This is a genomic window from Sutcliffiella sp. NC1 (assembly GCF_027594365.1).
Lineage (GTDB): Bacteria > Bacillota > Bacilli > Bacillales > Bacillaceae_I > Sutcliffiella > Sutcliffiella cohnii.
The window spans coordinates 2,426,220-2,450,027 of record NZ_CP115153.1 but is presented as its reverse complement, the minus strand read 5'-3'; the positions used below and the strand labels follow the sequence as shown (position 1 = coordinate 2,450,027).

Sequence of the window (23,808 nt, the reverse complement as noted above, 5' to 3'; positions counted from 1 at the left end):
AAGCTATTGATCGTTTTATTTAAGCATTGTACTTAAGTGGTTAATTTCTTTAACTAAGTATTTTTTTCTAATAGTACATAATCATCTAATAGTACATAATCATCTAATAGTACATAATCATCTAATAGTACATAATCATCTAATAGTACATAATCATAAAAAAATACAAGCATTTCTGCTTGTATTTTTTATGAATTATACTTTTTTATTGCTTTTATATATAATTTTGCTACAAATACAGGTATTTCTTTAGGAAATCCGTAATTTTCTATTATATAGAAGTTTTCCTTCTGGATCCATTCCATTTCAGTTTTTGGAATTTGTACGTAAATAATTTTATAACCGTATAAATCAATATTTTTTTGAAAGGTTAGTAAGCTAGTTCTATCAATATTATTGCTTTCCTTCATATTTATTAATATTTTATCCATCCATTTTTCATAGTACCAGTAACTTCTCTTCTCTCTATGGATATACATGGCACCTTTTGGCAGAAAGTAAGTTTTTTTAGTCTTTGATTTCGTGAAACGGTATTTTTCACCCTTCCAAAATAAGCTTATGTATGCTAATGCAATAGAAAGTACAACGCCAATCACAATATCTACCATTAGCTCTGTCATTTGAAGTGAAAACAATTCTTGAAACCTACTCGGAACGTACCGTTTAATAATTGGTATTTGTAAAACACCCACTCCTACATATAAGCTTGAAAGAAAAAATACAATAACGCCATCTACTATTCCTTTACCAAGAGTATAAGGGCTACTCTTTCGGTAAAATTGATTTTTAGAAGTTCTTAATAAAAGGGCGGCGATTAATAAAATAACCGATTCCCCAAACTGAAATCCTTTCGAAAAGCTAAATATTACGCCAATAAGTAAAATGATACTAGTAGCGTAATATGCTCTCTTTACTTGGTCATACAACGAACGTGCTAATACAAGTAATAAAATCCCTATTATAATAGAAACTTGCTGGGAGACTTGCATCACTTGCAAGGATAGAAACTGATCTGCCCATTTTAACCGATGAACGATGGCAGGTGCTACCGGAAAGACAAGGAGAAGCATTCCTACTATTAAAACGAAAACAACAGATATACGGTACGCGCTTTTTTCAAAGCTTTCTTTACTAGGAATAAATAGACCCCATCGTTTTTCCTTTTGCATAAAGTAGCCTAATATAATAGAACTAAAGATAAACGGAAGAAAGTAATATACTATTCGATACAATAAAAGTAATGCAACCGTACGTTCTTCCGTAACCCCAAAATGGGATAACCCTACTAACATGACAAAATCAAAGGCACCTAGACCTCCTGGCACCGTACTAATTACACCAACTGTTGCTGCTAATATGAATAAAAGTAGTAATATACTTATATTCATATTGATATGTAATGAATACGCTACTAGAGTAAAGAGAATTGCAGCTACTATCCATTCTAATAACGAAACGGTAATTAATTTTATTTGTGTGCGGAAATGGACCTTTTTTGTCCAAATACTTCCAATCAATAGCAGCGGTGCAAAGATACACATTAAGGAAAGGGGTATTTTTAAAACCGGATATGTCTCTAACATAAACGGTTTTTTCCACTCCGTAACTAGGACAAAATACGCTAATAAAGATAACCCAGTTAACATAAACGGAAGAATTACAGTTGCCCACTTTAATAGTTGCGATAACTTATCTACTCGCTCTCGATAAAAAAATGTACGTAATCCTACCCCAGCAAATCCACCAAAGCCAAAAAAATTTGCATATGAATTAAAAGCAAATGATTTTATAAGGTAATGTTTTGGTTTTATATTTAATTCTCTTACTATAATCACATCATAAAATATCATTGTACATACAGCTAAAATACCGAAAAGCACAAGACACAAAAAGGAGAATAAACCTATCTCCTGTATTTTATAAATGGCAAGTTCAAAGTCAATTTTTGAAAAAAGCCTTTTTGCCTCCATATAAACAAATAATAGCACTGTAATTGGAAAAAACACTTTCCAAACTTTATAAATATATGTGTTTTTTAGAACATTCATAATTTTTCTTCCTCTAAAGGTTGTTTTGTTTCAAAAGTACCATATAAAAGGAAATGTGACTATTGTTTTTTTATCTTCACTAATGCCTACCCTTAAACATATACATAATATCGGAAGGAGTGAAAGGAATGGAGCAAAAGGATAAGAAGGAGCTACAAGCTAAAAAACAAGGAGAACCTGTTATTAGAGACATATTAAAAAGTATGGACGATTTTTTTACACATTCACCTCTAAAAAATATTGTGAAACAAATGGATGAATTTTTTACAAATGCTTTGCAAGAAAATACACTATCAATAGAAACTACAGAAACAGATAATGAATTTCTTATATTTTGTAAGCTTCCTGGGGTAAAGAAAGATCAAATAACGATTGAAACATTTGATAAATATGTCACAATAACTGTAAAACATGAAGAAATTAGTGAAATGAAAAAAGACCATCACCTTTTAAATAAAAGCATTTCATACAAACATGCATCTAGAACTATTCCCGTTCCCCCATATGTAAAAACACATCAATTAAAAGCAAACTATCAAGATGGTTTACTTAAAATAATCATACCTAAAAAACAAAGAAGGAAATACGAAATTGAAGGATAAGGATGTAACGATGGTTCCCCATCATTTACATCCTTTTTTAATTCATTAGTTTTTATGATTATGTGTACCGTATTTTGGGTTTTCTTCGGGCGTTGGGTCATTTTGTATACTTGTTAACTCTTTACCCATCTCTGTTTGGTGTTTATTATATGGATATTTATTTTTTCGTTCTCGATTATCATTTTTATTAGTCATTTTCTAACCTCCTTTTTTATAATCATTATATTTTTCTTACTTTCCATTAATATTAGTATAGAAATTTTTTACTTCTTACCCTTTATTTATTATTTTCTTTTTACATAGGAACTATAAAAAATACTTACGTTAATAACGTGTAGAAAAATTTCTGTGGAGGTGGAATTCGTTGAAGAAAGAAAAAGGAAAGCGACTCTATGTGGAACCTTCTAGTTCCCCATCCATTACAATTAAAACGAACCTTGATGATAGTACAGGGATTCAAGATAATCCTTATTACACATCATCTATGAATCATGAGGAAGCTGAAAAGTTTGAAGAGTACTTTTTTGAAGATAAAAGAAAAGGTGAATATCATGAATAAACCTTTAGCTTACTTAAGAGAAGTATTAAGTAATTATACGAATGAAGGTCAACATTACCCGTCTCAGTTATTAAGTAAAATTGCAAACAATCACTATAACACGGAACGGGATTTTGTATTAGACTTATCCGAACAAGAAATACAATATTTAAATTCAATCTTACCAAATGAACTATCTCACGCGATGGAAAGCGAAGACTTCCCCCGTGTACAACAACTAAATGAAGTTTATGAACTTTTATTTTAGTTAAGGTAGAAACTCTTAAAGCGATATGCAAGAAAAGCAGCTAAGGTACAGATACTAACTTTCAATGTACAGAACCGAGAGTGGAACGGAGCGGAAGACACTTGACTCCAGCGGGATGTAGAGGGAAGGTCGAGACCCCACAGGCGAAGTCGAGGAGGCTCGACTCCACGAAAAGCGTAAGCGCATCGATCTGGCCCGTACAAACTGGAGCAGTCCGGTAGGAGATAAAGGAAACACAACGAAACGTTAGTTGAGTTGATGTTGACTTATCGTACGGACGGACTGGGAAGTTTGATAGGGCCAATGCGCTGGAGCTAGACATCTCCCCGCGGAAAGCAAGTGTCTGCAGCGAAGTGAAACGGATTAACTTAAGCCGTATAACAACATTCAATGTTGTATAAAAGATATTTTCAGAGTAGACCTAAGAAATTAAAAAATGAAGATGCAAAATCTGCATCTTCTTTACGCTTTAAATGTACTTGTAATTCCTTTAATTAAACCATTCAACTGATTAACAGTATTCATCATCTGTCCCGCAGTATCCATCATTTTTTTCATATCTAAACTTCCATCTTGCCCTTTAAATTGATTTAAAAAAGTGGAAAATTGCTTTTGTTGTTGTTGAAACTGTTGTTGCGTTTGAATCGGATACGGATTCATAAAGCCGAAAGAATTAGCTCCCCAATTTTGTTGGTCCACTTGCCCTGATTGCATAGAATATGGCCCGGCAAAAGGTGAGTCCGTATATTGTTGTCCTTGAGACTGAAATGGAAATGACATTTGATTAAACATCCCCCACCCACCACTGCTTTGCGGATTAAATGGAGTAAACATCTGTGGATTATTAGGAACATACTGATTCCAATCGTTCATCCACCCCATCTGCCGATTGTACGCATATAAATGTCTAGGTGTTCTCCTATAGTGTCCCCTAAACATTTTTACACCTCCTCAATATATCTCTATCTATATTCAACTTATGACAAATACCCAAAAAGGTGCAGTCTCCAACAACTCCAAGTTTGTCCTAATTTGTCGCAATTTAACTCCATTTTTCATCTATTTCCTATATTCTTCTCATGTTATGATAAAAGTAACATAGGAATGGGAGGGGTACGATGGTATTAGAAGACTTAAGAAAACGTTTTATGAATGGTAAGAGTTATGAACCTATGAATGTGAATGAGTTGCTCGATTATGCACGACAGCTTTATTTAAAAAATGAATTAACCATTACTCAATACCGTAAAGTCATCAAAGAACTTGAAAATAAAGGTGCCTATTTTCCGACTATTGAAGCGGAAGTTGAAATTTCTTAAATCTTCTTTCCATTATTGCCAATTTCTTATCAAAATGAAAAAGGTGTATGTCGAGAACAATAAAAGAGTATTAATCCTTTAAGGAGGTATTCTTTTGAGTAGAGGAAAAGCATACAATCATAAGAAAAAAGGACATGCATCTTTGTCTAGCGCACAACCTGCTGAGAAAAAGGTTTTTGAAAAAGTAGAATATGCAATTGAGCCAGTAGCTAGTGAAGGTGATAGACCTGTTACAGTTAAAGTTGAAAAAGAAAGATAATTTATCGTTTTCTTCGTAATACTTTGTAAAAAATGGGAAAAGACTATTTTGTCTCTTCCCATTTTTTTATAATATCTTCTAAAATGTACGTTATGGATTGGCACATATCAAAAAAACGCTTTTTGCTAGTATTTTTAAAAAAACATTGAACAGCAATTAAATTTATATTTTCTGCAGTTGCATCAATTTGATTAGCATGTATATATTTTGGACCATTTTCTATAATCCATTTTTTCGTTTCTCTCACCCATTCTTCTGTACAGGAGTGAATACGATCCGCTTCTGGTTTAACAGTTGTAAAAAAATCATATTCCTCTTCTCTTTCTCTTGTCTTCCAAAACTGTTGTTGCATTCCGTCCACATCTTTTAATAGTTGTTGTGAAAGGGCCTTTGCATTAACTAACTCTGGCATGTTTTCTCACCTCATTACAACATAATAACATAAATCTTATATTATGTTGAAAGAAGCGTCTCTCTAAATTGATAAGTCTTTCGCGATTTATTTGTCTCGTGCTTCAATACTCGTTCTATTTCATCTAATGTACAATGTAATCGACTTATTTGATCTCTCATAACTGCTTCCATTTCTTCCCTTTCTGTATCGGTAGCTGTTTTTTTTACGAATTCTATATGTTCTATATCATGTAATAACTTGTCCAATACTTTTATAGATTCTTCTTTTGAAACTAATTTTGTCATCGTACTTCCCTCCAAAATAAATGTTTATATATACATTCAACGAATAAAAATGTTCCCCTTCACACTTGACAAAACTAGAATTAATTCGGCAAAGAAAATCCTTTTTTGCGCGTTTTCCATCATTTTTCGCATCATATAAAAAATATTTAAGTACATTCTAAGTAATGGAGGTGTTAACAAATGTCAAAAACAAAAAACAATAAACAAAAAAATGGGAAACAACGTAAACAGGAAAATCCTCCTGAGCAGTTAGATAAAAAATTAGGCGGGCCTAACCGTCCAGCAGAGTAACTTAATGAAAAAAAGGCGTTCTCTCGTTGATTGGAGAACGCTTACTTTTTTTACATAAATATACTTATTATTTCATAATAACTACTTTGAAAATGACTAGTTGTTCATATTCATATTTAAACCACGGCAAATGGATTGGTTTTAGTTTTACAAATAAAGTAGCCGTCTAATTACTCCTTCTTTAATACCCAATGGTTAAGTGCAATAAGACCATGCATTTGATGCTGTTTATGAAGGAACCACTTTGTTATCTCGTTAATTTCCTCTTTTGAGATTCCTCTCCCCCACTTTTTTACTTTCTTTTCGTTTTTACATAGCCAATCTTCATCTATTAGCTTTTCGTGTTGAATGATTGGGTAACATGATCTTAAAAATGGAGTCTCCCTTGTAAAACGTGGATGAATAAATTTTTCATAATCATACCTAGAACCTGTATGTTCGTTTTTTTTTGAAAAATGATAAAAAGAGTGATAATGTTCTTCTGAAAATAAAATAGCTGCAAGGCGCTTTCCTAGATTTATCCGATTATCTATTTTCTCAAAACCATGCACAGACGATCCGTATAATTTCCCTTGTAATGTTGGGAAGATAACACAACTAAAATGTCCAAGCTCTTGTAGTTTGTAAGGAAGTGATTTAAAGACTTTTTTGTGAAATACTTTATTTTCGATAACTGGTTGTTGAATCATATTTTGTTCATTAATAATAAGTGAATACATTATTCGTTCATAATCTCTATATTCCCAAAACATATTCCATTCATATTCCATGAAAACAGATACATTAAAGGCTTTTAATAAGTGAAACATTGGCTTATTTAACTTTTTGGAAAGTTCGTAAATTAATAGTTGTGGATATGCATCTTGAAAGATGATCCAATTTGCTCTTTCAAACGTTAAAAAGAACAATCTCCTTACCTCAAGTTCTAATGCAAGTACATACCATTTATTCCATAAATCAGTCATATTCCATCCTGCATTCCTTGAGACCATACTTGCTAAAAATGCCCATTTAATTTCCTTGTTATTTTCATAAAACATTGCGTAAGCATTTGTCCTAGCCACATTATCGACATTATATTTTACTGTATTTTTTCTTATTTCAATGATAAACTTATTGTCTTGATAGGAGTATTTTTTTAAGCTACGTCTTTTTAAAATTGGTTGATATTGGGAAGAGCGTCTCTTAAACAACACTTCATCCTCCTTGGAAGAAGAAAAATAATAATAGATTTAACGGTTAGGTTTTGCTAATAGGGGGAATTTTATGAATATAAGATATCCAAGTGGTAAGGTATATAATGGAAATGGAAATAATAAAAATAAACGTAATACAAAATTAAGTTCAATACAATATGGAAATCGCGGAATGACGTTGGAAGAAGATTTAGATATTACAAATAAATTTTACTTACAAGAAAATATAGCTGTTATACATAAAAAACCTACACCTATACAAATCGTATCAGTAGATTATCCACAGCGAAGCGCAGCAGTTATTAAAGAAGCTTACTTTAAAATAGCATCTACAACTGACTATAACGGTGTTTATCGTGGGAAATATATTGACTTTGAAGCTAAAGAGACGAAAAACAAAACTTCTTTCCCACTATCTAACTTTCATGACCACCAGATTAAACATATGAGACAAGTTGTGAAACAAAATGGGATTTGTTTCGTCATATTAATGTTCACTCTTTTACAGGAGGTATACTTATTACCAGCTGAAAAGTTATTTGAATACTGGGACAGAAAAAACAACGGTGGAAGGAAATCTATAACGAGGGAAGAGATTATGGAACATGGATATGAAATTCCTATCGGTTACCAACCTCGAATTGATTACATTAAACATGTAGACGAACACTTTTGTTGATTGTCTACTTATCGAGGAGAAAGGCAGGTTATACTATGAGCGAACAATATAAATCAAGAGAACAACGTAGAAAAGCTTTAGAAGAAAAGAAAAACAAAAAAAATGGTAAAAAAAGCGCTAAAGGTTTAGTTAAAAAGACATTTTTAGCACTTGTTTTAGTAGGTCTAATCGGATTGTTAATCGGAATTGGTACTTTTGCTTATTTCGTTAAAGATACTCCTCCACTAGACGAGACGTTATTAAAAGTTCCCGTTCCATCCAAAGTAATGGATAAAAACGGTGAACTAGCTGCTGAAATTGGTGGTAATGAAGCTCGTGATTACGTAAATTATGATGATATACCCCAGCTTGTTATTGACGCATTTTTAGCGACAGAGGATGTTCGGTTCTTTGAACATAACGGTATTGACTACCGTCGTTTAGGCGGTGCAGTATTAGCGAACGTATCTAGAGGTTTTGGAGCTGAAGGTGGTAGTACCATTACACAACAGCTCGTAAAACTAAGTTTCTTAACAGAAGAGAAAAAACTTTCTCGTAAAGCGCAAGAAGCATACTTAGCTTATCAATTAGAAAGTAGATTTACTAAAGAAGAAATTTTAGAAATGTATTTAAACCGAATTTACTTCTCTAATCGCGCTTACGGAATTGCAAGGGCAGCACAAAATTATTATGGTAAAAAACTTGATGAATTAGAATTACATGAAGTGGCAACGTTAGCTGGTTTACCGCAAAGTCCTAACAACTATAATCCAGTTAAGTATCCAGAAAATGCGGAAAGACGAAGAAATATCGTTCTAACATTAATGGTTAAACACGGAAAGATTACGGAAGCGGAAGCAGATGAAGCTAGAGCAGTAGAGATCACTTCTACTTTAGTTGACGGAACTAATGCTCCCACATTCTCAAATCGTTACAACGCATTCGTAGACCAAGTTGTCGAGGAATTACAAGAAAAACTTGGTGAGAATATAGATCCAAGATCTGATGGATTGGTTATTCATACAACACTTGATACGAAGGCGCAAGAACAAGTGGAATTCTTACTTTCTGATGAAGGTCCTGTTCCTCATGTTGATAACGAAGATTATCAATCAGGAATTGCTTTAGTTGATACGAAAACTGGCCAAATACGCGCACTTGGTGGTGGTCGTAATTATGTGAAAACTGGTTATAACTACGCTACTGATACGAGAGTACAACCAGGTTCTGCAATAAAACCAATACTAGACTTCGGTCCTGCAGTAGAGTATTTAAACTGGTCAACATATCATCAAATAAAAGATGAGCCTTATACGTATTCTGATGCAAATAAAACGCCAATCCAAAACTGGGATCGTAAACATGAAGGTTGGTTGACAATGCGTCAAGCACTAGCTAGATCTCGTAATATTCCGGCATTAAAGGCGTTCCAAGAAGTAGGAAGTGAACGAGCACGAGAATTCGCTGTGAACTTAGGTATTCCATTAGAAGAAACGATACATGAATCATATTCAATCGGTGGATTTAAAACAGGTGTATCCCCCCTTCAATTAGCTGGTGCATACGCAGCCTTTGGAAATGAAGGTATTTACACCGAACCATATGCAGTATCGAAAGTACAATTTCCTGACGGTACTTCCGTTAATTTAGCAAATGAATCAAAAGTCGGAATGAAAGATTCTACTGCTTTCATGATTAGTGATGTATTAAAAACTGCAATGACCTCAGGCGGAACAGGTAGACTAGCTCAAGTTCCTGGCTTACACATTGCAGGGAAAACTGGAACAACTAACTTTGACCAAAATGATTTAGCAACATACAACGTCCCTTCCGGCGCTGCTCCTAGTACATGGTTCGCTGGTTATACACCTACGTATTCTATAGCGGTATGGAATGGTTTTTCCAAAATGGGAGAAGGTAATTTTTTACGTTCTCCAACACAAGGGTTTCAAGATCAATATTACTCAAGAATGCTATTTAAGGAGCTTTTACAGCATGTTGCTACAACAGATGAGGACAAAGTAGATTTCCGCGTTCCAAATAGTGTAGTCCGAGTTGGTGTGGAGTCTGGGACTAACCCTCCCCTTCTAGCTAGTGAATTTACACCGAAGGATAAAATTATTTACGAGTATTTTGTAAAAGGTACAGAACCAACTACCGTATCTAAAGAATTTGACAAAGTCGATAACCCGAAAAATGTCACGGCAGTTTATGAAGAAGAGGCAAATCAAATCGTCATTAATTGGGATTATAACGATGATCGCTTAGCTGATATTAGCTTTGAATTAACAGCACAAAGAGATAATGGTGATGCGCAAGTGTTAACTGTTACAAAAGACTTAACATTTACAATAGATAATCCTGAGCCTGGTTCCACTTATACTATATCTATTACTGCTATATCAGATGAGAATGAACAAAATAGAAGTGAGACTGTTACAAAATCTGTTCAAATTCCTATAATACAAGAAGAAGAGGAAGAAGAATTAGAAGAGATCATTCCAATTCCTGAGCCGCCTGTTGATGAGGAGGATGATGGTGAGGAAGATGGTAACAGACCACCAACTGAAGGAATTAACCCACCTCCACGTGATGATGAAGAAGAGGAAGACGTCGAGGAAGATGTAGAAACTGAATAATTAAAAATGAGAATGTAAAGAGCCAAAATCAAGTTGATTTTGGCTCTTTTACTTTTTCTAATTGTCTTTTCTTATAATATAACTTCTCTAATTCCGTATACAATTCAGAAAGCTGAATCCATGCGTGGTATTTTTTATAATGAGCAATAATATATTCTAATCTTTCCGAACTATTAATTGGTTGCCATTTAAAAAGACTAATGGAATCGCCAAGGACGTGAAGGTCAAGGATTACCTCATCATTTATCCAAAACAGTACTTCCGTAAAATGGGCAATAAATTTCCGCATTACGTTACTAATATATTCCCCATTTTTCTCTTTGAATAACGTTTGAACTTTTCTTTTCTCTACCTTCCATTCCTCGAACAGCTTTATTAGCCATTCACTATTAATATTTGATTGTTGTTTAGTTATATTGAAATAAAATGATGGCAAATCTATAAATAAACCGTTCCATTGTTCTGATGTCGTTATTGTGTCCCCTGTTTTATAAAAAGGTTCGCGTTGAAAAGAAGTAGGTACTGTTATATCCATTTATGCGCTTTTCCCCTTCATACGCTTCTTTCCTTCTCGACATAAATCTAATAATGGGCATTTATCACATTGTGGAGATTGTGCTTTACAATGATAGCGGCCAAAGAAAATCATACGATGATGAGTATCTGACCACTCTTCTCGTGGTACTTTTCTCATTAAAGTCTCTTCTACTTCTAGTACGTTATCTTTCCAACGACAAATGCCTAGTCGTTTACTAATTCTCTCTACATGAGTATCTACAGCAATAGCAGGTATTCCAAAAGCAACAGATACGACTACATTTGCTGTTTTTCTTCCTACACCAGGTAATTTCATTAGTTCATCTCGTTCATTTGGTACTTGTCCATTATAGTCATCTAATAATAGTTGGCATAGTTTTTGAATGTTTTTCGCTTTATTTCGATAAAGGCCAATAGAGCGTATATCATCTTGTAATTCTTCTAATGAAACTGCCAAATAGTCTTCAGGTGTTTCATATTTTTGGAATAATTCTTTCGTTACTTTATTAACTAATACATCTGTACATTGTGCAGATAATAGAACAGCAATTACTAGTTCAAAAGGGTTTTTATGAACTAATTCACAATGCGCTTCTGGAAACATGTCCTCAAAAGTATCTAAACAATGTCTAACTTGTTTTAAATTTAACATAATAATTACACCTCAAAACTACTTTAATCGAGCCAGTTATAAAAAGGGACTGTATTAGTTTGTTCCTTTTCATGTCCAACTGCCGTTTTCTTTTGTTGTAATTGGTATTTTCGAAATTTCTTACTGTACTCTTTTGCTTGATCAACCGTTTTTATACCATTCTTTTTCCACTCAAATAAAATTCGATCGATATAACGGAAATTTAATTTTCCACTTAAAACCGCTTCTCGCAATGCTGCTTTAATAACGGAAGTATCGTGTTCATCTTGATCAATCCACAACGATAACGATTCACATTCAAATGGTGAAAGTGGCCTAGCAAACTCTTTTTCAAAAATAGTGTATAGACTTACCTCTTCCTCTTCGGTATGTTGAATTTTTTCAATTTGCTTTCTTTCCATCATGTATTGAATCATTTTTTCCCATAGCGGTTGTAACGAATATCTCTCATATTTTATATTTAACTCATCCATCTCATCTGAAATAGTTAAATATCCTTTTTTCAATAAATGACGAATGGTTTCCATGCAATCGGATGGAGAAATTGTCATTAAGTCGGCAATTTCCATTGGAGTTGGGAAAGTTTTACCACTTTCTAAAAAGGAGTGTATGTGTAATAGCAGGATAAATTCTGTTTCGTTTAATCCTAGTTTCGTATAGTTAGATAATAAAAATTTTGGAATCGATAAGTTCCCTTCTTCTAGGAACTGAATAAAATCATCTTTTATCATGTGACAAAACACCTCTACCTTAGTATAACAAATAAAGAGGAAAGCTTCTAAGGAAATATTAGTATACTAGCATTAAGTAAAAATAATGAAAACTAAGAAACGACCACTAAGCAATGTATAGTGGTCGTTTTTCCTTATATATTATGGATATAGACGATTTAACAATCTTGGGAACGGAATTGCTTCCCTAACGTGTTCAATACCACTAATCCATGCTATCGTACGTTCTAGACCTAGACCGAAGCCAGAGTGAGGTACGGAACCGTATTTACTCAATTGTAAATACCAGTCATATGCTGCTGGATCTAAATCATGCTCTTCCATACGTTGTTTCATTAACTCGTAATCGTGAATTCTTTCAGAACCTCCGATAATTTCTCCATATCCTTCAGGAGCAATTAAATCCGCACATAAGACAACATCTTCACGTTCTGGATGTGGTTGCATATAAAACGGTTTTAATGCAGTTGGATAATGAATGATGAAAACCGGTTTATCAAATGATTCTGCAATAGCCGTTTCATGAGGAGCACCAAAATCATCACCCCATTGAATATCATCGAAACCTTTCTCGTGCAATAATTTAATTGCGTCATCATATGTAATTCTAGGAAATGGAGCTTGTACTTGTTCAAGTTTTGAAGTATCTCTTCCAAGTACACCTAACTCTAATTTGCAATTTTTTAACACGGATTGTACAAGATATGAAACGTACTCTTCTTGCACCTTTAAACTTTCTTCATGTGTATAAAATGCCATTTCTGGTTCAATCATCCAAAATTCAATTAAATGACGTCGAGTTTTAGACTTTTCTGCACGGAAAGTTGGTCCGAATGAAAATACTTTACCTAACGCCATAGCTGCAGCTTCCATGTATAACTGGCCACTTTGAGATAAATAAGCATCTTCATCAAAATATTTTGTATTAAAAAGTTCAGTTGTTCCTTCTGGTGCACTTCCAGTTAAAATTGGTGGATCAACTTTTGTGAAACCATTTTGATTATAATATTCGTATGTTGCACGTATAACTTCGTTACGGATTTTCATAACAGCATGTTGTCTTTTAGAACGGAGCCATAAATGACGGTTGTCCATTAAAAATTCAGTGCCATGATTTTTTGGTGTAATTGGATAGTCAACTGCCTCATGTATTACTTCCATATTCGTAACAAGAAGCTCGTAACCTAAAGGTGAACGCTCATCGACTTTTATCATCCCTGTAACATATAAAGAAGATTCTTGTGTTATACTTTTAGCCTTTTGGAATACTTCCTCGTTAACTTCTGCTTTTACAACTACTCCTTGAATAAAACCTGTTCCGTCACGTAATTGTAAAAATGCAATTTTACCACTAGAACGTTTATTTGCAATCCATGCACCGATGGTTACTTCTTGATCTACATACTTATGTACTTCTGCAATAGTAGTTTTCACTATATATTTCCCTCCGACAAATTATTACTTTTGCGTATACAGTCTATTATACAAGTGACTTAAATTCGACGCAATGCAAGAATATACACTAAAGTATTTCCTAACTAATTGTCAATAATATTTTAAGTATTTATACTGTAAACGCGTCTAAGTTGTTAGTCCAACTAACAATCAGTGGAGATTAACCCCACTGATTGGTTAGATTTTATTTTGTTACTTTGTTCATATACTTCGCTATACGATCTACTGCATTTTCTAGCTGCACAAGTGATGTTGCATAGGATAAACGAACATAATTAGGTGCACCAAAGCCTGAACCAGGAACGAGTGCTACCTTTTCTTCATCTAATAACACTTTTACAAATGAATCCACATCTTCCAAACCAGCTAGTTTAGCTGCTTCTGATACATTTGGGAATAAGTAGAAAGCTCCTTGAGGCTTAATACAAGAAAAGCCAGGAATATTATTTAATTTTTCAAATATAACATTTAGTCTTTCCTCGAACGCTGCTCTCATTGTTTCAACATCATCTTGAGGACCAGCATAAGCAGCTATCGTAGCATATTGTGCAATCGAAGTAGGGTTTGACGTACTGTGACTTGCTAAGTTTGTCATTGCTTTTATTATTGTTTCGTTTCCTACAGCATAACCGATTCTCCAACCTGTCATGGAATGAGATTTAGATACCCCATTAATAATAATCGTTAAGTCTTTTAATTCTGGAGATAATTGTGCAATAGAAATATGTTTATTTCCATCATATAAAAGCTTTTCATAAATTTCGTCAGAAACAATTAAAACATTATGCTCTTTACAAACTTCTCCAAGTTCAACTAGTTCTTGTTCTGTATATACCATTCCAGTGGGGTTGCTTGGAGAATTAATAATAACTGCTCGTGTTTTCGCTGTTATCTTTTCTTTTAGTTGTGCTGCTGTTATTTTAAAGTTATTCTCTTCTTTTCCTTCCACATAAACTGGAACACCGTCTGCAAGTTTAACTTGTTCAGGATAACTTACCCAATACGGTGTAGGAATGATTACTTCATCACCTTCGTCTAAAATAACTTGAAATAATAAATAAAGTGCGTGTTTAGCACCTGAGCAAACGACAATTTCTGAAGGCTTATATTCAATATTGTTATCTACCTTTAATTTATTTGCAATTTCATTTTTTAAGGCTGGAAGTCCTCCAGATGGTGTATATTTCGTAAAGCCTTTATCCATTGCATCCTTTGCAGCATTTAAAATATGATCTGGTGTGTTGAAATCAGGTTCTCCTGCTCCTAAACCAATCACATCATGACCGGCATCTTTTAGAGCTTTTGCTTTAGCTGTTATTTCTAACGTTGTCGACGGAGTTAATGTCATTACTCTTTTAGCAAGTTTCATTTTAATATCCTCCTATAGCCATATCCTAAAAATGTTTCCCCAATATTAAAAGGTAATTCTTTGAAAAAATTCTCCTTTTTCAAATGTTATATAATATAAATTATAACGATTTGCTGCATCAGTGAATTTTATTTCCCATAGTGGTAAATTATTTTCCATAGCGAGTGAAATGGAATGAATTTTTTGCGGATTTCTATCTGTTTGCAAATAATTTAACACTTCTTCTCGTGGAATGCCGTCAGAGGAATTTTTAGTTTCTACTATTTTTTCTTCTTCATCAATCCAAATAACTATTGTTTCATCAGAAGCTGTTAATCCTTGCACAATCATATAAAAGGTAGTTCCCCTATAAATATCAATTTGCTCCACTTTTGTTATGTCACTTAATTCATATGCTAACTGCGTTGCCCTGCGTTCATCTTGTTTTAATGAAGAAGTTGCAGATTGATACGTAGAGATTGATTGCCATAAAACAATGCCAATGCCTATTACTAAAATTGAAATAATCCATTTTTTCATGTAGTTATCACTCTTTATGTACGATAAATGGTAAAGATAGCTTTATCTTTTTCATTTTTATCTAATGCAAGACCAAACATTAGGTTTTCTCTCTTCAGCGTTCTATTTAAGGCATCTACAATCTTATATAGATCATTAGAATTCTCTACTTTAACTGAGGAGAGAACTTCAATTTTACTTTCCATTAAAAAATCCCCTGCCTTTAAAAGCAATTTTTGTTATTCATAAGAGTAGCTCTTCTCGGCAAAAATAACATTACTGAAACATCAATAGCAACCCAAAATCATTATACCGCTAACATTCCATTTCGTACAACAGTTTATAGCCCAATCAAAATCTTTCCTAACCCCACACCTTTTACGGCTCACTCAAAAGAGAGGGCCTTTCTTTTATATCGGTTGATTACAAGCAAAAGGGTTCATTAACGACTTTTAGATAACATATTGGTACTTCTTATAGGTATTGTAAACACTTGATAATTAGTTTTTGTAAGTTTAACGGTAACATTACCAACTTGTTTTGTTTGATAAATGTCAATCCATGTGTCTTGCAAACGTTCTAATACTCCTGTATCTGGACTTGTCGAACCCTTTTTAAAAATGATTGCAACTTGGGGATCTGTTTCTTTTAAAAACTTCCCATGCGTGCCTTGTTCGCTACCAAAATCTCCAACCTTTAAGACATGTACATTTTTTAATGCATATTTTTTTAAAAGTTGTTGTTCTATTTCTTTATTTGCTGATGTCATGTACAGTAGGTCATTTCTACCAAATTGAAGTAGTAAGTCCATTCCTATATGGTCGCTTATACTATCTGTTAATACAGAAACGGTTACTCCATTAAAAAGCTCCATTTTTTCTTCTTTTTTCCAAAACTGTACTGGTAAAGTCGTATCGTTCCAAGTTCGTTCTAAGCTACTCGGTAAAATAATACTTCCTATCTCAATATTTGTGAATAACCAGCTTGTATTGCCGATATACTCATCTCGGTCACTCGTAATGATAAGAAGATCAATACTTTTCACATTATACGTATCGAGATAATGTTCTAGTTCTTCTTCTGATTTTGCCCCACCTGTGTTTATTAAAATAGAGTTACCTTCACTATCTAATATTAACGTACTTTCTCCATCGACCAAATCAAAAAAAGTAAAAGCAATTTCATCCTCTGATAGCTTTAAATTGATCTTTTCTATGCCAGTTGGTTCATCGTTAATAAGTGAGAAGAAAAGTACACTCACCATCATCCACTTCCACATTCATACTCACCCGTTCTTGAAAAGTCTATCTTTTAATCCGTTGTAGAGTTGAATAAAATGGTTCTTTCCATATGTTCCAATTCGGAAGAGATTTAATAAAGGAATCACCATATTTTTTATGAGCAATTCTCGCATCTAATATAATACAATCTTGCTTTATTTGTTGATGTATAAACGCTTGAATAATGTATTTAAAACGTAATATTGAAAGTGGTAAAGATACTTCTTTAAATGAATTTCCGTCCTGAGCCTCCACATTTTTTATTTTCGCTGCTATAAGAGGTTCATCTAAAGAATGAAATGGAAGCCTCGCTATTACTAACGTCCCTAATTCTTCGTTTTCCATCGAAACTTCTTCAAAGAAGCGATGGCTAACGAGAACGATAACATGTTCAAAATTCAACATGTTTTTCAATATTTTTTGTTTGCTACCACCAATATTACTCTGGCTTATTATGACATACTTTTCTGCTACTGATAAATCTTTAAGTTGCTCGTAAACTTTAACAATCATCTCAACTGATGAAAATGAAGCGATAATTTTCCCACCCTTACTCCCTGTAATTTCTTTTAATTGAAGAGCAATATTTTCAATGAATTCCTCTTCTTTAACTTCCGATATTAAAGGAGTATCTGTTGGAATATGAATAGTAACTTTACTTTTTTCTTCATTTAACATGGAATAAGTGGAAGGATAAAAGTCAGATAATCCTAACTCATTAATGATAAATTGGTAATCGTCTTCCGCTTGTAGAGATTGATCTAGTAAAAGAACACTACTCTTCTTTTGAAACAACTGTACTGCAAGTTTTTCCGATATATCTATTGGCATTCTTCTTATAGAGATTGCATTTTTGGCACCTTTAATATCTGCTTCTAACCATGTTTGGCTCTTATCGTCTTGTTCAAAAACAACTACCTTTAAATCTTTCTGATATTGAACTAGCTCTGTAATTGTTGTTTCATGTTCTTCACTTGCTCTTTCTAATTGGAGAATAAGTTCCGTTATCTTTAAGAGAAGACGATTAACAGCCTCCTGAATTGCGCCCCACCCAGGAGCGGTAGCTAAATCCGCTGGAACTGTGTACGTCGAACGAGTTGAACCACTTTTACCTTTCATTAGGCAATAGTCTCTCATTAATGTAAAAGCTTCATTTAGTTCTTCTTTTGTACTCTCCACTAAGCTATTTTGCTCTAATCTTGATAGGATAAAATGTAAATTCAAATAACTTATATTTATACCGTAATATTTCCTAACGTTTTTAATAAATGAATTTGTTTCGTCAATTACGACATATTCACATTCGAGTAATAATTCCTCTTCTGATTGCAAGCTTTCTATAAAATAAAAATGATCCGTAATAATGATATCTGATTCCGTCATTTTTTTTACAGCCTGCTGAAAATAACAAATCGGTGCTTTACTGTATATTGACTGTTCCCACCGGCAATTTATTGTATCCCATAGTAACCTTCCACCAGATGTTAAAGATAATTCTTCAACGTCACCTGTTTCTGTTTCCGTTAGCCATACTAGTATTTGGGCTTTTGTTAATATAGTATCGTAATTATTATCTTTTGCGTGTAACGAACGTACAAATCGATCAATGTTTAAATAATTACTTTTATCTTTTATGATTGTTGCTAGTAAACGATTATCTTGTTGAAGTAGTAGATGAATATTAGCTTGTATTTGTGGTGTGTTGGCTGTTATAAGTACTTTTTTCTTGTGTTTCTTTACGAAAGACGTAATACCTGCTATATATTTTTGTTTCCACTCTATTGTTTTTGGTATTTCTAAAAGTGCATGTTCTCGATTATGTAATAACATTTCAACTTTGCTTGTAATTTCAGCTTCATTTTTTTCAAGATGCTCATCACTTGAAACAATAGCTTCATCAATTCTTTGTTCTATCTTCTTTAATGCAACTGATTCATAAATGAAAAATAGTTCTTCTGATGGTTCTGAACCATTTTGTTTTTTAAATACATAATATACATCACTTTTTAATAATTTACATAGCTTTCTTATCTTTTTCACCGTTTTCACAGGTAACTTTTCTATTTTTTTTAGTAATTCTAAAAAAATAAATGCCGTTACCTCAGCGTCACTATCTGCTCTATGTGGATTGTCATGAGTAAATGAATAAAAGGTTGCTAAATCTGTTAATTTATAACTACTTTGAGTAGGTAAAAGAATTCTTGACAGCTCTACCGTATCAATTGCTTTCCCTTTAAATGGCTCAAATCCATTCTCTTTTAATTCATATTGTAGAAAGGATAAATCAAATGGGACATTATGGGCAACTAAACTAGCTCCCTCTAACATATCTATAAGCATCGGCGCAATTTGTGAAAATGTTGGCGCATTTTTTACAAGTTCATTTGAAATTCCAGTTAAATGTTCAATAAAAGGGGAAATAGAACAACCAGGGTTAACAAAACTTGCAAATCGTTCTGTAATCTCTCCATTTTCTACAAGGACGGCTCCTACTTGTATTATTTTTTCATTTTTTTTCGGCGAATTCCCTGTTGTTTCCAGGTCTAGCACGACATACCGATGATTCATTGAAAGAACACCTCAAAATCCTAATCTCTATCCTTGTTCGTATTTCCTAAAAGTAACATTTATAGTTTTCCCATCACTTTAGAGAAAAAACCGTACTGAACAACTATTACTACTAGTTTAAAGGTTAAGAAGAAATATTTCTATAACGAAAAATATTTTCTTTTATTCTTAAATAATATTTTTTGCAAATCAGTATAAAAGCGGATGCGGCAAACTAAATCCAATCAACCTGGATTATTTCTGCAGGAGGAATTCAAAATAAAGAGCTCCTAATCTCTTTAAAGAATTAGAAGCTCTTCCAGCATTTATTTATCTAACATTTTGAATTGTGCTTTTACTAAGTTAAAATATATACCTTTATGTTGCATTAATTGTTCATGATTTCCTTGTTCCATAATATTTCCATGATCTAATACAATAATATTGTCTGACTCCCGAATCGTTGATAGTCGATGGGCTATTATAATGGCAGTTCTACCTTTTAATAATTCACGTAGTGCTGCTTGAATTTGTACTTCTGTCTCCGTATCAATACTTGCCGTTGCCTCGTCTAATATAATGATTCGCGGGTCTGCAAGTAAGGCACGCGCAAAGGAAATTAATTGGCGTTCTCCAACTGAAAGAACATTCCCTCTCTCTTCTACTTCTGTATCGTACCCGTTCTTTAATTTAGAAATAAACGTATCCGCGCCAACAGCCTCTGCTGCTGAAATCGCCTCTTCCCTAGATGCATTTGGTCTTCCGAAAAGAATATTATCCATTATTGTTCCAGAGAAGATGAACGTGTCTTGTAGTACGACACTTATTTGTGATCGTAAGCTAGTAACAGATACGTCTCGAATATTATAACCGTCAATTTTAACAACACCATCTGTTGCATCATAGAAACGACTTATTAAATTCGCAATCGTTGTTTTCCCTGAGCCAGTATGACCAACTAAAGCTACTGTTTGCCCCGCTTCCATTTTTAAAGAAATACCGTTTAATGCTTTTCTTTTTTCGTCATAAGAAAATTCAACATTATCAAATTCGATCTCTCCACGAATGTTTTCTAAGTGAACAGCGTCTTCTTTCTCATCTACTATTGGCTTTTCATCAAGGAATTCAAATATACGTTCGGAAGAAGCCATACCAACTAATAATTGATTATACACTTGACCTAGGCGGGAAATTGGTTCCCAAAACATTCCTAAATAAAACGCAAACGATACGAATACACCGACCGTTAATCCACTCGTAGGTGATTGGATTAAATACGCTCCTAGCCATATTAATATGACAGTTCCTACAGCATTTGTCATTTCTACAAAAGGACGAAAAATGGCATTTTGCTTTGTCGCATTTTTCCATGATAAAAAATTCTCCGTGTTTATTCCATCAAAGAAAGACATATTTTCTTTTTCTTGCGTAAACGATTGAGTAACACGTATCCCTTGAATACTTTCATTAAGATGTGAATTTAATTTTGCTTGTTTAATACGAACATCTTGCCATGCTCTTCTAATTTTTCTTCTTAAACTTGTTGAAATGAAGAACATGATCGGTAAAATGATTAAGATCGCTGCCGCTAACTCTGGACTTAAGGCAAACAATATGACCACTATCCCTATTAATAATACAAAATCCATTAATAGATTAATAACACCGTTCGTAAACAATTCTTGTAATGAGTTAATATCATTCATAATTCTAACTAAAATAGAACCAGCTGATCTTTGGTCAAAAAAGCGATGAGATAAGCCTTGAACATGCGTAAATAAGTGTTTACGTATGTCGTATATAACATTTTGGCCTAACATATTCATCCACCTTATTCTTAATACGTTCGCTACGTAGGATAATGCATATAACCCTGCAATAATCGCTACTAAAATGATGATAAGGTCAACATCCTTATTAGCAATGGCATGGTCCATTAAATAAACCCCGATAACAATTGGAACAATCAATCTTACAGCTGTAGAAATTAACATCGTAATAATCGCTAGCGGCAATAAGTTTTTTGCATATGGTGTCATATAAGAAAATAATCTTAACATTTGCTTCCAGTTAAATGGCTTTTCAATTGCTTGATCTGTTGAATAAAAGAACCGCTTTTTTACGTTATCATTCATTTCAATTTTTCTTGTTTCAGTACTCACAACATTTCACCTGCCTCACGATTTACCCTATTTGAGCTTCTAATATTACTTTTTGATCTTTATATTGAATATCATATATTCGTTTGTACGGACCACTTTTTTCAATTAATTGTTCATGTGTCCCTCTCTCTACAACTCTTCCTTCTTCTAATACTAAAATTTCATCAGCATGTTTAAGCGAAGAAATACGATGAGCAATAATGAAGGTCGTTCTTCCATGTAGAGCTGATTTTAATTCCTGTTGAATTTTTGCTTCTGTTTGCATATCTACAGCACTTGTTGCATCATCAAGAACTAGAATACTAGGGTTTAATATTAGGGATCTAGCAATTGCAATCCTTTGCTTCTGACCACCAGATAAACCCATTCCTCTTTCGCCAAGAAGTGTATCGTACCCGTCAGGTAACTCCATAATAAATTCATGTGCTTGAGCCATTTTTGCCGCTTTTACAATCTCATCCATAGTAGCATCTGGTCGACCGTAAGCGATATTGGACTTTATCGTTGAAGAGAACAAGAATGATTCCTGTGGTACAAAGCCTATTTGATTGCGAAGAGAATGCAATGTATAATCTCTCACTTCTCTACCATCAACAGTAATAACTCCTGTTTGCGGCTCATAAAAACGGGTAATTAATTGTGTAATACTTGTTTTTCCAGAGCCAGTTTCACCGATTAAGCCGATTAATTTTCCTGGTGGTGCATCAAAACTAATACTTTCTAAGGCATATTTATCTTCATTTGGATATTTGAAAGTAACATCTTTAAATGTAACATGCCCTTGCATATCCTTAATTTCTATTGCATCAGGTAAATCTGTTATATCTTCATCAGCCTCTAATATTTCTAACAAACGTTCTCCAGACGCTTTTGCCTGTGAAAACTGGTTAATAACAAACCCTAAGTTCGCAATTGGCCACACGATATACCAAACTAAGCTGAAAAACGCAACGAGAGCACCTGGATTTAGTTGTTCTGTAATTACTAAATAACCTCCAAAGCCAAGTAAACCTACTACACATGCATTCCCGATAAATTCCATTAGCGGGAAGTATTTAGCCCATACATTTGAAGTTGTTAAATATTTTTCCCGATAATCACCATTTGAATTGTTGAACTTATTTATTTGATACCCTTCTCTTGATAGTGATTTTACGGTATTAATCCCACTAATATTTTCTTGTACATTTGTATTCAGCTTACCGAAAGATTTCCGTATTCCTCGAAAGGCTGGATGCACTTCTTTATCAAATCGATAGGTGACAAATGCTAAAAATGGCATTGCTGCTAATGTTACTAGTGTTAATGGTATAGAATAATAAAACATAACAGATAAACTTAATCCAACGATTAATACAAATCGGATTAATTCTGCAAACCCGAAAGATAAGAAAAAGCGAAACCCTTCCACATCTGCTGTTAAACGTGACATTAAGTCTCCAGTTTTTGCATTATCGTAATATCTGAAAGGCAAATATTGTAGTTTCTTATACAATTCATTTCTTAATCGATAAACAGATGTAATTCCAAAAAGATCCGCTAAATATTGGTTGAAAAATGTGAATAACCCTTTTAAAGCCATAATAAAAATAAAACCGATAGCTAAATAAGGTACGAAGTGATATTTAGAGTTATAAATAACTTCGTCAATGGTAATTTGTAAAATAATTGGATAAACAACTGTAATTGCTGTTACTAAAATTAAAAATATTAATGATATATAGAATTGTTTTCTATAAGGCCAATAAAATTCTTTTAGCTTTTTAAATGTTTCCATTTTTGTCCCTCCCTTTGCTCCATTTGGAAACGTTGAAATTTAAATAATAGCTTCTATCCTATGGACAGAACTCCCATGTCGTCATTTTTTCACTACCCCTTTTCACTAGCATAGTAATAAATATATCGAGTTTCGAAATATATTTCCACCCTTTTTTTAAAAAATTTAAATATTTTATATTTTTATTATAGACATATGTGAAATATGGCACAGCGGATAGAAGACTGATTTCCTCTCCAACTTTTGTCGTAGTTAATTAATTTTGAATACCAGTAAAATCCAA

24 protein-coding genes are annotated in these 23,808 nt (G+C 33.4%); 7 read left to right on the top strand and 17 right to left on the bottom strand.

The features are described from left to right. Nucleotides 1-188: 188 nt before the first annotated feature. Complete coding sequence (locus O1A01_RS12765) at nt 189-2,048, bottom strand: flippase-like domain-containing protein (protein ID WP_066418855.1); 1,860 nt, start codon at nt 2,046-2,048, stop codon at nt 189-191. A 128-nt stretch (nt 2,049-2,176) separates the two neighbouring features. Between O1A01_RS12765 and O1A01_RS12760 the strand changes: the two genes are divergently transcribed. Further along, nucleotides 2,177-2,650: an Hsp20/alpha crystallin family protein gene (locus O1A01_RS12760; protein WP_066418853.1), complete on the top strand. Its 474-nt coding sequence runs from the start codon at nt 2,177-2,179 to the stop codon at nt 2,648-2,650. 45 nt (nt 2,651-2,695) lie between these two features. On the opposite strand, the gene O1A01_RS12755 is transcribed toward O1A01_RS12760, so the two are convergent. Then, the gene (locus O1A01_RS12755; RefSeq protein WP_169714879.1) at nt 2,696-2,845 is read right to left on the bottom strand and encodes a hypothetical protein; all 150 of its coding nucleotides are present in this window, start codon (nt 2,843-2,845) and stop codon (nt 2,696-2,698) included. A 169-nt stretch (nt 2,846-3,014) separates the two neighbouring features. Between O1A01_RS12755 and O1A01_RS12750 the strand changes: the two genes are divergently transcribed. Both O1A01_RS12750 and O1A01_RS12745 read left to right on the top strand, forming a co-directional pair. Next, the gene (locus O1A01_RS12750) at nt 3,015-3,209 is read left to right on the top strand and encodes a hypothetical protein (RefSeq protein WP_066418851.1); all 195 of its coding nucleotides are present in this window, start codon (nt 3,015-3,017) and stop codon (nt 3,207-3,209) included. After that, nucleotides 3,202-3,456 (top strand): sporulation protein, encoded by a 255-nt coding sequence (locus O1A01_RS12745; protein WP_270066353.1) that lies wholly within the window; start codon nt 3,202-3,204, stop codon nt 3,454-3,456. Before O1A01_RS12750 ends, O1A01_RS12745 begins: the two co-directional genes overlap by 8 nt. 462 nt (nt 3,457-3,918) lie before the next feature. On the opposite strand, the gene O1A01_RS12740 is transcribed toward O1A01_RS12745, so the two are convergent. Beyond that, a complete protein-coding gene (locus tag O1A01_RS12740; RefSeq protein ID WP_066413740.1) occupies nt 3,919-4,395 on the bottom strand; it encodes a YppG family protein in 477 nt (158 codons plus the stop codon). Nucleotides 4,396-4,574: 179 nt separating this feature from the next. On the opposite strand from O1A01_RS12740, the gene yppF reads away from it, so the two are divergent. Both yppF and O1A01_RS12730 read left to right on the top strand, forming a co-directional pair. Further along, nucleotides 4,575-4,775 carry a YppF family protein gene (gene yppF / locus O1A01_RS12735; protein ID WP_066413737.1) on the top strand — a complete coding sequence of 67 codons (201 nt, stop codon included), beginning with the start codon at nt 4,575-4,577 and terminating at the stop codon, nt 4,773-4,775. Between the two features lie 94 nt (nt 4,776-4,869). Next, nucleotides 4,870-5,034 carry a hypothetical protein gene (locus O1A01_RS12730; RefSeq protein WP_157076609.1) on the top strand — a complete coding sequence of 55 codons (165 nt, stop codon included), beginning with the start codon at nt 4,870-4,872 and terminating at the stop codon, nt 5,032-5,034. Between the two features lie 43 nt (nt 5,035-5,077). On the opposite strand, the gene O1A01_RS12725 is transcribed toward O1A01_RS12730, so the two are convergent. The 3 genes from O1A01_RS12725 to O1A01_RS12715 form a co-directional block, all read right to left on the bottom strand. Further along, a complete protein-coding gene (locus O1A01_RS12725; protein WP_066413733.1) occupies nt 5,078-5,446 on the bottom strand; it encodes a YppE family protein in 369 nt (122 codons plus the stop codon). A gap of 41 nt (nt 5,447-5,487) precedes the next feature. Continuing rightward, nucleotides 5,488-5,733 carry a hypothetical protein gene (locus O1A01_RS12720; RefSeq protein WP_066413729.1) on the bottom strand — a complete coding sequence of 82 codons (246 nt, stop codon included), beginning with the start codon at nt 5,731-5,733 and terminating at the stop codon, nt 5,488-5,490. Nucleotides 5,734-6,194: 461 nt separating this feature from the next. Continuing rightward, entirely contained in the window at nt 6,195-7,217 is a 1,023-nt protein-coding gene (locus O1A01_RS12715; RefSeq protein WP_084380286.1) for a DUF2515 family protein, read from the bottom strand. A gap of 73 nt (nt 7,218-7,290) precedes the next feature. On the opposite strand from O1A01_RS12715, the gene recU reads away from it, so the two are divergent. Continuing rightward, nucleotides 7,291-7,899: a Holliday junction resolvase RecU gene (gene recU, locus O1A01_RS12710; protein WP_066413726.1), complete on the top strand. Its 609-nt coding sequence runs from the start codon at nt 7,291-7,293 to the stop codon at nt 7,897-7,899. 35 nt (nt 7,900-7,934) lie between these two features. Beyond that, a complete protein-coding gene (locus O1A01_RS12705; RefSeq protein ID WP_066413724.1) occupies nt 7,935-10,517 on the top strand; it encodes a PBP1A family penicillin-binding protein in 2,583 nt (860 codons plus the stop codon). Between the two features lie 28 nt (nt 10,518-10,545). On the opposite strand, the gene O1A01_RS12700 is transcribed toward O1A01_RS12705, so the two are convergent. The 11 genes from O1A01_RS12700 to O1A01_RS12650 form a co-directional block, all read right to left on the bottom strand. Continuing rightward, on the bottom strand, nt 10,546-11,052 hold the full coding sequence (locus tag O1A01_RS12700; protein WP_066413721.1) for a YpoC family protein: 507 nt from the start codon (nt 11,050-11,052) through the stop codon (nt 10,546-10,548). Then, complete coding sequence (gene nth / locus O1A01_RS12695; protein WP_066413718.1) at nt 11,053-11,706, bottom strand: endonuclease III; 654 nt, start codon at nt 11,704-11,706, stop codon at nt 11,053-11,055. It lies immediately after the preceding gene. A 23-nt stretch (nt 11,707-11,729) separates the two neighbouring features. Next, a complete protein-coding gene (locus tag O1A01_RS12690; protein WP_066413716.1) occupies nt 11,730-12,437 on the bottom strand; it encodes a DnaD domain-containing protein in 708 nt (235 codons plus the stop codon). 141 nt (nt 12,438-12,578) lie between these two features. Further along, on the bottom strand, nt 12,579-13,874 hold the full coding sequence (gene asnS, locus O1A01_RS12685) for an asparagine--tRNA ligase (protein ID WP_213083730.1): 1,296 nt from the start codon (nt 13,872-13,874) through the stop codon (nt 12,579-12,581). 202 nt (nt 13,875-14,076) lie between these two features. After that, nucleotides 14,077-15,261 carry a pyridoxal phosphate-dependent aminotransferase gene (locus O1A01_RS12680; RefSeq protein WP_066413711.1) on the bottom strand — a complete coding sequence of 395 codons (1,185 nt, stop codon included), beginning with the start codon at nt 15,259-15,261 and terminating at the stop codon, nt 14,077-14,079. Nucleotides 15,262-15,306: 45 nt separating this feature from the next. After that, nucleotides 15,307-15,780: a cell wall elongation regulator TseB-like domain-containing protein gene (locus O1A01_RS12675; RefSeq protein ID WP_066413708.1), complete on the bottom strand. Its 474-nt coding sequence runs from the start codon at nt 15,778-15,780 to the stop codon at nt 15,307-15,309. Between the two features lie 14 nt (nt 15,781-15,794). Then, nucleotides 15,795-15,965, bottom strand: a complete 171-nt coding sequence (locus O1A01_RS12670) for a YpmA family protein (protein ID WP_084380284.1) — start codon at nt 15,963-15,965, stop codon at nt 15,795-15,797. A 236-nt stretch (nt 15,966-16,201) separates the two neighbouring features. Next, on the bottom strand, nt 16,202-17,038 hold the full coding sequence (locus tag O1A01_RS12665) for a ComEC/Rec2 family competence protein (protein ID WP_157076608.1): 837 nt from the start codon (nt 17,036-17,038) through the stop codon (nt 16,202-16,204). A 25-nt stretch (nt 17,039-17,063) separates the two neighbouring features. Beyond that, nucleotides 17,064-19,607 carry an exonuclease domain-containing protein gene (locus O1A01_RS12660; protein ID WP_066413703.1) on the bottom strand — a complete coding sequence of 848 codons (2,544 nt, stop codon included), beginning with the start codon at nt 19,605-19,607 and terminating at the stop codon, nt 17,064-17,066. Nucleotides 19,608-19,912: 305 nt separating this feature from the next. Then, entirely contained in the window at nt 19,913-21,721 is a 1,809-nt protein-coding gene (locus O1A01_RS12655) for an ABC transporter ATP-binding protein (protein WP_066413757.1), read from the bottom strand. Between the two features lie 49 nt (nt 21,722-21,770). Continuing rightward, entirely contained in the window at nt 21,771-23,525 is a 1,755-nt protein-coding gene (locus O1A01_RS12650) for an ABC transporter ATP-binding protein (protein WP_066413701.1), read from the bottom strand. Nucleotides 23,526-23,808 lie beyond the last annotated feature (283 nt).